This window comes from Nocardia carnea NBRC 14403, assembly GCF_000308515.1.
Lineage (GTDB): Bacteria > Actinomycetota > Actinomycetes > Mycobacteriales > Mycobacteriaceae > Nocardia > Nocardia carnea.
Map to the genome: position 1 here is coordinate 188,446 of NZ_BAFV01000039.1, position 13,824 is coordinate 202,269.

The 13,824-nt window shown below is 68.8% G+C and carries 1 protein-coding gene; it reads right to left on the bottom strand.

The genetic code is table 11. From position 1 onward, the window contains the following. Positions 1-29 precede the first annotated feature (29 nt). Positions 30-13,529, bottom strand: coding sequence for a non-ribosomal peptide synthetase (locus tag ON22_RS13775; RefSeq protein ID WP_081595555.1), 13,500 nt, complete (start codon positions 13,527-13,529; stop codon positions 30-32). Between the last annotated feature and the right edge of the window lie 295 nt (positions 13,530-13,824).

A 13,824-nucleotide genomic window follows, 5' to 3' on the forward strand; every position in this document is an offset into this window, starting at 1 on the left:
GCTGGGGGCGCGAACTCCTGCGCGCACGGTTAGGTGCGCAGTCGCGCGCGGAGGTGTTCGCGCAGTACGGGTCCGATCACCGCGAGGGATTGCGCCGTGGTCATCTCCGCGTGTGTGCATTCGATCTCGTGGGCTGTCACCGTGCCGGTGACGAATTCTTTCCACGCGCCGGGGTGCCGGTCGGGTGTCGCGCGGTTGACCGGGTCGGTGGCGGCGGCAAAGAACAGCAGGTCGCCGTCGAAGACGCCGGGCCGGAACCCGTTGGCCTGCACCGTGCCGTCGGCATAGCCGGCGTAGAGCCGTTCCAGATGTTCGAGGGTGAGTGCCGCGAACGGTCCCGGCCGTGAGCGCAACATTTCGGCGGCCTCGGCCAGGGTCGGCTCCACACCGTCGGCGACGAGGTCGCCGCCGAATTCGCCGAGGATCTCGGTGACGGTCGGCATCGCATGTTCGGCCAGATCGTCGGAGAGACGGTAACTGTCCAGCATGGTCAGCGTTTCTACTTCCTCGCCGTCCTCCTGCAGCCGCACAGCGATCTCGTGCGCGATGAGACCGCCCAGCGACCAGCCGAGCAACTGGTACGGCCCGTGCGGCTGCACCGACCGGATATGGGTCAGATAGTGCTCGGCGACCTCGGCGATCGAGGAGAACCCGGGTTCGCCGGCCGCCTGCGGTGCCTGCAGTCCGTACACCGGCTGATCGGCGGGCAGTTCGGCGAGCAGACCGGCGTAACACCAGGACAGCCCGATGGCTGGGTGGATACAGAACAGCGGAGCGCGGTCCGATCCGGAATCGGGCCGCAGCCGCAGCAGCGGAGCGAGCGCGAGATCCATCGCATCGCTTGCGGTGCCGTCGCCGAGCCGGGCGGCCAGGGCGGCCGGGGTGGATTCACCGAACAGCAGTTGCATCGGCAGGTCGAATCCGGCCTCCCGGGCTTGCGCGACCACCTTGGTGGCGAGCAGGGAGTTACCGCCCAATTCGAAGAACCCGTCTGCGGTGCCGACCCGCTCCACCTCGAGGACATCGGCGAAGATATCGCACAGGGCGGCTTCGATGGGGTTGGCCGGCGCCCGGTAGCCCTCGACGGCGGAGAACACCGGTTCGGGCAGGGCCGCGCGGTCGAGTTTGCCCACCGGCGTCAGCGGCAGCCGGTCGATCAGCATGATCGACTGCGGAACCATGTAGTTGGGCACGAATTCGGACAGGTGTGCGGTCAGTTCGGCCGCGGTGGTGTCCGATGCGGCCTTCACATACGACACCAGCGCGGTGGCGCCCGCCGGAGTGCGATGCCCGGCGGTATGCGAGAAATCCACCGCCGGATGCCGGCTCAAGGCGGCGTCGATTTCGCCGAGTTCGATCCGGAATCCGCGGATCTTCACCTGGTGGTCGGTGCGGCCGACGTATTCGATATCGCCGGGACCGCCGTCGGCACCGGTCCGGATCCGGACCAGATCGCCGGTGCGGTACATCCGCTCGCCCGGCTTCCCGAAGGGGTTGGCGACGAACCGCTGCGCGGTGAGACCGGGGCGGTCGTGGTATCCGCGGGCCAGCGCGCCGCCCGCGAGATACAGCTCACCGGTGACGCCGAGCGGGGCCGGCCGCAGCCGGGAATCCAGCACCATCGCGGCGACCCCGCGGATCGGTTCCCCGATCGGGATCGGGCCCGCCGGTACCAGCGGCTGCGAGACCACCGTGACGATGGTGGTTTCGGTGGGACCGTAGACATTGTGCAGGTTACGGCCCGGCGCCCAGCGGGCCACGACCTCGGCGGGCAGCGCCTCACCGCCCACGAGTACATGCTGGAAATCGGTGATACCGGTCGGATCCACCGTGGCCAGGGCGGCCGTGGTGATGAACGCGTGGGTGATGCGTTCGGCGATCAGAACCCGTGCCAGTTCCGTTCCACCGACCACACCCGGCGGGGTGAGCACCAGGGTGGCGCCGCCGCCGAGCGCGAACAGCAGATCCAGCATGGCGGCGTCGAAACTCGGCGTCGCGAAATGCAGGATACGGCTGTCGGGCCGGACGTCGAACCGTTTGGCGGTTTCCGCCGCGAAGTTGGACAGACCGCGATGGGTGACGACCACGCCCTTCGGCGTACCGGTGGATCCGGAGGTGTAGATGACGTAGGCCGGATTGTCCATCCGCAGCGGGCCGTTTCGCTCCGCCTCGGCGATCGGTGCGCTGGATGCGTCCAGCACTTCTTCCCGGAAATCGGGATCGTCGAGGGCCAGCCATTGGACTTCGCCCACCAATTGCGGCCGGTACTCGGCGAGCGTGAGCCCGAGTGCGGCCCCGGAATCGGTGAGCATATGGCTGATCCGGGCGGCCGGATAGCCGGGGTCGACCGGGACGAAGGCCGCACCGGTCTTGGTCACCGCCAAGACTGTCGCCACCGATTCCACCGTGCGTGGAATACCCAGCGCAACAAGCGTTTCCGGGCCCACACCGTAACCGATGAGAACCCGCGCGAGCCGGTTGCTCCAGCGGTCGAGCGCGTCATAGGTGACCTCCACGCCCGCGGCGGCCAGCGCGACCGCGCGCCTGTCGACCGACGCCGCCGCCGCGAAAACCTCCGGCAGCGTGACCGGCTGATCGGCATCTGCCCGGCGCAGCGGAGCCAGCGCCGACCATTCCGCCGGTTCCAGCAGCTCCAGCTCGCCGATGACCACGGCCGGATCGTCCGCTATCGCAGCGAGCAGCCGGACCAGCCGGCGGCCGAGCCGGGCCGCGGTCGCCTCGTCGAACAGGTCCGCGCTGTAGTTCACCGCGACGGCTATCCCATCCGGCGACCGATTCTCGCCCCGGCATTCGGTGAGCGTGAACTGGAGATCGAATTTCGCGATACCGGCGTCGATATCCATCGCCTCGATACTCAGCCCCGGCAGTTCCAGGGCCCGCACCGGTTCGTCGCGCACCGACAGCATCACCTGGAACAGTGGGTGATGCGATTGCGACCGTACCGGGTTCAGCACCTCGACGAGCCGTTCGAACGGCAGCTCGGCGTGCGCGAAGGCGTCGAGATCGGCCTCCCGCACCGTATCGAGCAGTTCGGTGAACTGCCGGCCGGAATCGACCGGTGTCCGCAGCACCAGGGTGTTGACGAACATACCGATCATCCGGTCGAGCTCGGGATGGCCGCGGCCCGCAACCGGGGAACCGACGGCGATATCGCCGGATCCGGTGAGGCGGTGCAGCAGTACCGCGAGCGCGGCGTGCAACACCATGAACACGCTCACGTTGTGGCGGGCCGCGAGATCGCGCAGATCCCGATGCGCGCGAGCGTCGAGCCGTTCCTCCACGGTGCCGCCGCGGTAGGACGGAACCGGCGGCCGGGGGCGGTCGGCGGGTACGGCGAGGAGCTCGGGCAATCCGTCGAGTGCGTTCCGCCAGTAGTCGAGCTGACCACTGATCACCGAGTTCGGATCGTTCTCGTCGCCGAGCAGTTCCCGCTGCCACAGCGTGTAGTCGATGTATTGCAGCTGTTCGGTGTCGGGGCGAGGCTCGGCACCGAGCCGTACCGTCCGGTACGCCTCTGCCACATCGGCAGCGAGCGGTTCCAGCGACCAGCCGTCCATCGCGATGTGATGCACCACGAGAACGAGGATGTGGTCGTCCGGGGCGACGATGAACAACCCTGCCCGCAACGGGATCTGGGTGGCCAGGTCGAAACCCGGTGCGATGAACCGCTCGATATCGGGACGCGGGTCGCCTTCGGTCGCCGGGGTCTGCAGCTCGACCGCGGCACCGGGGAGATCGCGGACCAGCTGCGCAGGTTCCCCGTCGATCTCCGGGAACACCGTGCGCAGGGTTTCGTGCTGCTGCTGCACCGTGTGCAGGGCGGTCGCCAGGGCTGCCCGGTCGAGCGGACCGCGCAAGCGCAGTACCACCGGAACGTTGTAGGCACCGGGTGTCGCCGCCGGATCGGAACCACCGAACCGGTTGAGGAACCACAGCCGCTGCTGGGCCGGGGAGAGCGGGATCCGGGCGGGGCGCTCGCGGCGTTCCAGCGCGGGTCCGACCCCGCCGGCGTTCTCACCGTCCAGCCGGGCGGCCAGTTCGGCGACGGTGGGTGCGGTGAATACCGAACGCACCGCCAGCCGTACCCCGGTGGCCGCTTCCAGGCGTCCGACCAGCTGGGTCGCCAGCAGCGAGTTACCGCCGATCTCGAAGAAATTATCGCCGGTATCGGTGACCGGGGCATCCACCAGATCGCCCATCACCGCCGCAACCAGGCGTTCGGTGGCGGTATGCGGAGCCCGCCCGGCGGATCCGGTGGGCAGCGCCTGCGGTTCGGGCAGCGCGGCGATATCCAGTTTGCCGACCGGGGTCAGCGGGATCTCGTCCAGCAGGGTGAACGCGGTGGGCACCATATGCCGGGGCAGCCGCTGCGCCAGATATTCGCGCAACTCCTCGGGTTCGGGGCGGCGGCCGGCATCGGCCGGTTGAACATAGGCCACCAGCCGATCCACGCCGGCGACCCGGCGCACTTCGGTATGGGCGAAATGCACCGTCGGGTGGGCGGTGAGCGCGCCGGTGATCTCCCCGAGTTCGATCCGGAAACCGCGCATCTTGACCTGGTTGTCGCTGCGGCCCAGATAGCGCAGATCGCCGTCGGGGGTCCAGCGGACCACATCGCCGGTGCGGTACATCCGGGCGCCGGCGGGACCGTACGGGTCGGCGACGAAACGTCCCGCGGTCAGGCCGAACCGGCCGTGATAGCCCTGGGCCAGCCCGGGGCCACCGAGATACAGCTCGCCGGGGACACCGGTGGGTACGGGTCGCAGGCGTTCGTCGAGGACCACCGCGCGCACCCCGCGGATCAGCGAGGCCAGACCGGCCGGGCGGTCCGGTACCACCGGGGTCACCGAAACCACGACGGTGGTTTCGGTGGGCCCGTAGGCGTTGAACATCCGCCGGCCCGGTGCCCAGCGCGCCACCAGTTCGGGGCCGACATGTTCGCCGCCGACCATCAGGCCGCGCAGCCGCGGCAGCGGCCACCGGTCCGGGTCGATGGTGGCGAGGGCGGCCGGAGTGATGAAGGTGTGGGTCACCTCGGTGCGGGTCATGAGTTCGGCCAGTTCGTCACCGCCGTACACCTCGGGCGGGACGATCACCATGGCGGCGCCGGGGCCGATGGCGAGCAACAGGTCCAGAACCGCGGCATCGAAGCTCGGCGACGAGAAATGCAGTGTCCGCGCGCCGGGGGTGATGGCCAGCCGGTCGCGGAATTCGTCGGCGAGATCGGCCAGCGAACCGTGGGTGGCGGTGACGCCCTTGGGTTTACCCGTGGATCCGGAGGTGTAGATCAGGTATGCCGGATCGGTGACCCGCACCGGGCGGACCCGGTCGACGTCGGTCACCGGATCGGCCGGAACACCGGTCTCCCGCCGGCCGGCCGGTGTATCGAGCAACAGCCAATCGATATGGTCTCCGCCCGCGGCGCGCAGCGTTTCCGCATGCCCCGCGCGGCTGATACCGACGGTGCAACCGGAATCGGCGAGCATATGCGCGACCCGTTCGACCGGATAGTTCGGATCCACCGGAACGAACGCCGCCCCGGATTTGGCGATGGCCAGCATGGCGGTGACCGAATCGGCGGACCGGGTGAGCCCCAGCGCGACCCGGTCCCCCGCGCCCAGACCGCGCCCGATCAAGGCCCGCGCCAGCCGGTTGGCCCGGCGGTCCAGTTCGGCGTAGGTGAGAACGGTGTCCTCGGCGTAGAGGGCCGGCCGCGCACTGTGTGCGAGGACGGTCGAGGCGAACAGACCTGCCAGGGTGCGCGGGATTCCGGGAACCGGACCGCGGGCGGGGCTGTAGGTGGCCCGTTCGGAATCGGTACGCGTATCGATATCGCCCACCGCGATATCGGGTCGCGCGGCGACGGCGGCCAGAACGCGCAGGAACCGGTCGGCCAGGGTTTGCACCGTGTCCGCGTCGAAAATCTCGTCGGCGTAGACGAATTCGAGTTCACCGGCGTCGAGATCTCCCGCCCGGAGTTCGAGGTCGAATTTGGCGCGGGCGATATCGAGCGCGGCCGCGTCCACCGCGAGTCCGGGCAGTTCCAGCGTCGGTACCGGGGTGTCCTGCACGGTCAGCGCGACCTGGAACAGCGGATGCCGGCCGGTGGCGCGCGGATCGTTGCCCAGGGCCGAAACCACCTGTTCGAACGGGATATCGGCATGGGCCAGGGCGGCGAGTTCGGTATCCCGGTCGGCCCGCAGCAGATCGGTGAAGGAACGGGCCGGGTCGACGTCGGAACGCAATACGAGCGTATTGACGAACATGCCGACCAGCTCGTCGAGCCGCCGATCGGTCCGCCCGGCTACCGGCGTGCCGATGGCGATATCGCGGCCACCGGTCACCGAACGCAACAGCACGGCGAGCGCCGACCGCAGCAGCATGAACGGGCTCACGCCGTGGGCGCGCGCAAGTTCCGTGAGTGCCTGCCGCATCGGCGCCGGGATCGTGTATCGCACGGTTCCCGCGGTCTGTTGCGGTTCGGCCGGACGGGGCCGGGTGTAGGGCAGGGGCAGTTCCTCGGGCAGTCCGGCGAGCTGTTCACGCCAGTAGCCGAGTTGCCGGGCGGCGAGGCTTTCCGGGTCGGTGGCGGCGCCGAGATGCTCGCGCTGCCAGAGTCCGAAGTCGGCGTACTGCACCTCGAGCGGGCCCCACTCGGGCGCGGAGCCGGCACACCGTGCCTGGTAGGCGACGGCGAGGTCGCGGGTGAGCGGTGCGAGCGACCAACCGTCCGCGGCGATATGGTGCACCACCACACCGAGCCGGTAGCGGGTCGGACCGGTCCGCAACAGGACCGCGCGCAACGGCGTGCCGGTGGTGAGGTCGAAACCGGTGGTCGCCGTTTCGTGCAGGGCCGCGGCGGCACCGGCCGGATCGGTATCACGGACTTCCAGGGCGGGCAGCGCCCACGTGACGGGCAGGATCCGTTGCTGGGCACCGTTTCCGTCGTCGGGATAGGCGGTGCGCAGAACCTCGTGCCGTTCGACGATATCGCCGAGCGCCAGACGCAACGCCGCCACATCGAGATCGCCGTCGATATCGAGAACGAAGGCGATGTTGTAGGCGCTGGATTCGGGCGCGAAGCGGTTGAGGAACCAGAGCCGCTGCTGGGGCAGCGACAACGGGATCCGGTCGGGCCGCGGATTCCGGGCGGTCAGCGGCACCCGGACCGTCACCGGAGTGCGGGTGACGTGTTCGGCCAGCGCCGCCACGGTCGGTGCCTCGAATACGGTCCGCACCGGCAGGTCCACCCCGAAGCGGTCGTACAGACCGCCCACCAGCCGGGTGGCCAGCAGCGAATTGCCGCCGAGATCGAAGAAGCCGTCCTCCACGCCGGTGACCTCCCGGCCCAGCACCTCGGCGAATACCTCGGCGACCCGCCGTTCGATATCGTTGGCCGGCGGTCGGGAGTTCGTGGTCGCGCCGGCGAAGTCCGGTTCCGGCAACGCCTTCCGGTCGAGCTTGCCGGAGGGGGCGGTGGGGAATTCCGGCAGCACGGTGACGGCATCGGGGACCATATAGCCGGGCAACCGGCCGCGGACCGTGGCCCGCACCTCGGCCGGGTCGACGCCGGAGTCGGCGACGATATAGGCGGCGAGACGTTGCCGCCCCTGCGGGTCCGTATGCACCGCGGTCAGCGCGCGACGCACCCCGGGATGGCTGCGCAGGACATGGTCGATCTCGGACAGTTCGATCCGGAAACCACGCAGTTTCACCTGATCGTCCGCGCGGCCCAGGAACCGCAGCCGGCCGGACCGGTCGGCTACGACCAGGTCACCGGTGCGGTACATCCGTTCGCCGCGACGGCCGTACGGGTTGGCAGGGAACCGGGCGGCGGTGAGCGCGTGCCGCCCGTGATATCCGCGGGCCACGCCCGGCCCGGACAGGTACAGCTCGCCGGGCGTGCCCGGCGGTACCGGCCGCAACCGGGAGTCGAGCACGAAAAGCCGCATACCCCGCACCGGATGGCCGAGAGGTACCGGCCGTCCGGGCCGCATGGGTCCGGACATGGTGGCGGCGACGGTGGCTTCGGACGGACCGTACATATTGTGCATGCGGTACCGGTCGGCCCAGGTGTCCACCAGTTCGGGCCCGCAGGCCTCACCGCCCACCATGACCGTCTGCAGCCGGTCCAGGCCGGCCGGGTCGACGGTGGCCAGCGCGGCCGGGGTGACGAACGCGTGAGTGACGCGCTCGACCTGCAGGAAGGTGGCGAGTTCGTTACCGCCGTAGATCTGCGGGGGTGCGATCACGACCGTCGCCCCGCAGGCGAACCCGAGCAGCAGTTCCAGCACCGACGCATCGAAACTGGGTGAGGAGAAATGCAGTGTGCGCGCGGCCGGGGTGACCCCGAACAGGTAGCACTGTTCCGCGGCGAACGAGGCCAGCCCGCCATGGGTGACGACCACGGCCTTCGGGGTGCCGGTGGATCCGGAGGTGTAGATCAGGTAGGCGGGGTGGATGGTGCGTATCGGCCGGATCCGGTCGGCATCGGTCACCGGCGCGGACGAGACTGCCGCGCACGCGGATTCCAGCGCAGGGTCGCCGAGCACCAGCCATCGCCGGACGGCGCCGGGACGCCCCGGCAGCACATCGAGCTGTTCCGGGCTCGTAACTCCCAGCAGCGCACCGGAATCGGTGAGCATATGCGCGATCCGGTCGCGCGGATATCCGGGATCGACCGGCACATACGCCGCGCCGGTCTTGGCGACGGCCCAGATAGCGGTGATCGCGTCCAGACCACGGGGCAGTGCGAGCGCGACCACGGTTTCCGGGCCGGCCCCCTGCCCGATCAGCAACCGGGCCAGGCGGTTGGCCCGCTCATCCAGTTCCCGGTAGGTCGTATCGCGGCCGCGGAAACGCACCGCGACACCGTCCGGATCGCGGACCGCGGACCGGCCGAGCAGTTCGGCCAGCGAAACCGGAGGTTCCGCCGGACCGCCCGCCAGCGGTACGAGATTGCCGTATTCGCGCCGGTCCAGCACATCGATATCACCGACCGAGCGCCGCGGCGCGGCCACCGCGGCATCGAGGACCGCGACGAACCGCCGCGCGATCGACTGCACGGTCCGCTCGTCGAACACATCCGTGGCATAGCCGATTTCGGCGTGCAGCTCGCCGCCGGAGTTGTCGTCGTGCACCTCGAGCTGGAGGTCGAATTTCGCGATCCCGGCATCCAGCGCCAGGATCTCGGTCCGCACCCCGGGCAGGTTCAGGTCGATTTCACCGGCGTTGTCGTAGGACAGCATCACCTGGAACAGCGGATGGCGTGCACCGGAGCGCTCCGGATTCACCACCTCCACGAGCCGCTCGAACGGCACATCGGCGTTGGCGAAAGCGTTGAGATCGGTTTCCCGCACGATATCGAGCATCCGGTCGAAATCACCGGCGGGATCGACTTCGGTACGCAGGACCAGAGTGTTGACGAACATCCCGACCAGCTCGTCCAGCGCGGGATCGCTGCGGCCTGCGATCGGGGTGCCGATGACGATATCGGTACTGCCGCAGATCCGGGACAGCAGTGTCGCCAGTGCGGCATGCACCACCATGAACATGCTCGCACCGCGGCTGGCCGCCAGTTCCGCCGCCGCACCGCGGGTGCCCGCGGGGATGGTGAACGCGACCCGCCCGCCCTCGGTGGAACGGTGCGCGGGACGCGGCCGGTCGAGCGGGAGGTCGAGCTGATCCGGCAGGCCGGCGAGTTCGGCGCGCCAATGGGTGATCTGCCGGCTCAGCGCGCTGGCCGGATCGGATTCCTCACCGAGCAACTCCCGCTGCCACAACGCGAAATCGGCGTACTGCACGGGCAGCGGGGTCCAGCCGGGCGCCATGCCCGCGGCCCGGGCGGTGACCGCGACGGTGAGGTCGCGGACCAGCGGAGCCACCGACCAGCCGTCGCCGCAGATATGGTGCAGCACCAGCACCAGCACATGGCAATCGGTGTCGACGGCGTACAGCGCGACCCGGAACGGGAACTCCGTACGCAGGTCGAACGGTCGCGTCACGAATTCGGCGGCAAGTTCCCGGACTCCGGCGGCCGCAACCTCTACCGGCTCGAGCGTCAGCGGTACCTCCGACAGAGGATGTACCAGCTGCTGCGGGCCCTCCCCCAGGTCGGGGAAGGTGGTGCGCAGGCTTTCGTGCCGTTCGAGCACATCGCGCAGACCGGCGCGCAGCACATCGATATCGAGGTTGCCGTCCAGCTGCACGGCCAGCGGCATGTTGTAGGCGGCGGCGTGTTCGGCGAACCGGTTGAGGATCCACAGCCGCTGCTGCGCCGGGGAGAGCGGGATCCGCTCGGGGCGTGCCACCGGAACGAGTCGCGGGGAGGTGAGATCCGGTTCGTGCACGGTGAACCGGTCGGTGAGCGCGGCGATACTGCCGGCTTCGAACAGGTCGCGGATCGTCAGGGCGGTCCCCAGCGCAGTATTGATCCGCGCCACCGCACGTGCGGCCACCAGGGAGTTTCCGCCCAGTTCGAAGAAACCGTCGTCGATACCGACCTCGGGTACGCCGAGCAGTTCGGCGAAGATCGCGGCCAGTACCTCTTCGACCTCCGTGCGCGGCGCTGTCCGCACCCGGTCGCCGGTGGGCCCGGGGGCCGGCAGTGCGGACCGATCGATCTTGCCGTTGCTGTTCAGCGGTAGCTCGGGTAGCCGGGTCACCGTCGCGGGCACCATATATCCCGGAAGCGTGCGTGCCAGCCGGGCCCGCAGCTCCGCGGTATCGAGCTCCTCGTCACCGCGAACGACCACGTAGGCGGCCAGTTGATCACCTGCGGGGGTCGCGTGGGCGATACAGACCGCGCGCGCGATGCGCTCGTCGTCGAGCAGTGCGGCCTCTATTTCGCCGAGCTCGATTCGCAGACCACGAATCTTCACCTGGAAATCGGTGCGGCCCAGGTATTCCAGGACGCCGCGGCGGGTATCCCCGAGCTGCCAGCGCGCCAGATCGCCCGTCCGGTACATCCGCTCACCGGCATGGAACGGGTCGGCGACGAATCGTTCGGCGGTCAGCGGGGCCTGACCGAGGTATCCACGCGCCAGCTGCACACCGGACAGATACAGTTCGCCCACCGCGCCGGGAGCCACCGGGCGCAGCGCATGATCGAGCACATAGGTCCGGGTGTTCCAGACCGGTGAGCCGATCGGCACGGTGACCGGATCCGGCGGGCACTCCCAGTAGGTCACATCGACCGCGGCCTCGGTGGGGCCGTACAGGTTGTGCAACTGCGGCACGGGCAGCGCCGCCCGGAAGTCACGAACTGTCGCGGGCGGCAACGCCTCCCCGCTGCAGAAGACGCGCCGCAGCGTGACGCAGTCACCCACCTCGGTATCGGTGACGAAGACCGAGAGCATGGACGGTACGAAATGTGCCGTGGTGACGTGTTCTTCGCGGATGAGCCGGGCCAGGTAGGCCGGATCGCGGTGGCCGTCGGGCCGGGCCACCACCAGCCGGGCTCCGGTTTGCAACGGCCAGAAGAACTCCCAGACCGAGACGTCGAAGGTCGCCGGGGTTTTCTGCAGCACCGCATCGGTGTGATCGAGCGGGTATTCGTGCTGCATCCAGCGCAGCCGGTTCACGATCGCGCGGTGGGTGACGCCGACACCCTTCGGGGTACCGGTAGATCCGGAGGTATAGAGCAGATAGGCGAGGTGATCGCCACGCAGCGGTACGGTCCGGTCACTGTCGGTGATCGGCGCCGGGTCCCGCTCGGACAGGTCCACCGTATCGACGGTGATCGCCGCGATGGTGCCGGGCAGAGCGAGACCGTCGCGGGCGGCCGCCAGGAGGGCGACGGGCCGGGCCCGATGGACGATCTGTTCCAGCCGCTGGACCGGATGTTCGGGATCCAGCGGCAGATAGGCGGCGCCGGACTTGATCACGGCGTACATCGCGACCACCACGTCGAGGCTGCGGCGCAGGCACAGTGCCACCACCTGCTCCGGGCCCGCACCCTGCGCGATCAGCAGGCGCGCCAGCCGGTTCGCGCGGGCGTCGAGTTCCCCGTAGGTCAGCGCCGTGCCCTCGAATCGCACGGCCTCGGCATCCGGGGTGCGCGCCACGCGATCGGCGAAAATACGTGCCAGCGTGGCCGGTTCCACCTCGGCGGCGGTGTCGTTCCACAGGTGCAGGACCTGGCGGTGCTCGGTCTCGGTGGGCGCGGTGAGGTCCCGCACGGGGGTGTCACGCTCACTGGTGAGGAAACGATCCAGGAAATCCAGGTAGCGCCGGCGATGGGCCGCGACTTCGGCCTCACTGTAGAGCTGCGGATTGGCCTCGAAATCGAGGTGGATCCCGTCACCGTCACTGTTGTAGAGGTTGACCGAAAGGTCTTCGACCGGCCCTGTTGCCAGTACATGCACGGAAACGTCGAGGTCGGCGAACCGCAGCGGCCGGGCGAACAGCATGATGTTGATCATCGGGCCGAAGAACCCGCGGGTTTCGCGGTCGTAACCGCAATCGCGGCGGATATCGTCGTGCCGGTAGCGCTGGTGACGCAGCGCCCCGGTGATCTGGCCGCCCACGGCACGCACCACATCGTCGACAGTGGTCGCGGGTCCGAACCGGATCCGCAGCGGCACCACATTCGATACGACCCCCGCCGAACGGCGCAGCGACACCGTGGTGCGCGCCGATACCGGCAGGCTCAACACCACATCGTCCTGCCCGGTCATCGCCCGCACATAGCAGGCCATCGCCGCGGCGAACAGGACCGGATTCGAGGAATCGCGCTGTTCGGCGGCGGTGGCTACCAGGGCCTCCGTCTCCGCGCTCAGGACACCGGTGGCCAGCCGGCGCCCGGCGATCGCCGTGGCCGGCGCATTGGTCACGGTGGACAAGCTGACGACTTCACCTGCCCCGTCGAGCATGTCCTTCCAGTACGTGCCGTCGGCGGCGCGGCGCTGCGAGTTCCGGTAATCGATCTCGCCGGCGTACAACTCGGCCAGCGGCGTCGCCCGCGATACCGCCGGTTCGCGACCCTCTGCGTAGGCGGTGTAGATCTCGGAAGTACGGATCAGCGCGTTCATCGCGGCGTAGCCGTCGAGCACGATGTGGTGCACGCGGGAGTACCAGATGTAATCGCGTTCCCCCGTACGCAGAACGGCATTGAAGACCAGCGGATCGTGGTCGATATCGATCGGTGTGCGGGTGTCGTCGTGCATCCAGCGCAGCGCCGCGGCATGCGGGTCGGGCTCGTCACGCAGGTCCAGGCGGGCCCAGCCGGGTCGCGAGGCGGGGTCGACCACCTGATGCGGTACCCCGTCGATCTGCACGATGCGCTGGAGTACCACCTCGGTTTCCACGCCGAAGCGTTCGATCGCATACAGCAGCAGGCCCGGGTCCAGATCACCGTGGAACTCCACATATTCGGCGATGATGAGAGGGATCTCCGGCTGAATCCGCTGGGCATACCACATCGCGGTCTGTGCCGGTGTGAGCGGAAAGGGTTCGGCCGAAAGTTCTGCCGACGAACCGTTATCGACCCCGGTGGCCGACGATCTCATCAATCACTCCGTTCTACAGCTCGACACTCCCCGAACAGCCCACGGCCGACCGTTTCCGGTCGTGGGTGTGATTCACGACTGGTTATTCGGAGCGTCACCTTGAATGGATTGGCAGTCGAAACCGAATGGTTACCTGGCGCCGGAACAGCCTTCGGACGACGATGTCCGAATTCCGGCGCAGACCTACACTTCCAGGCGGAATTCCGCCTTACTTCTTACCCGGCGACCCGGGCGCTGCCTAGATACTACGCACTACGAGCGGGTCTGTTTACCCTCTGCCGACAAAAAATAAACC

Excerpts from the sequence above, each read along its gene's own strand:
- ON22_RS13775 (WP_081595555.1), bottom strand. The coding sequence starts at position 13,529 with ATGAGATCGTCGGCCACCGGGGTCGATAACGGTTCGTCGGCAGAACTT.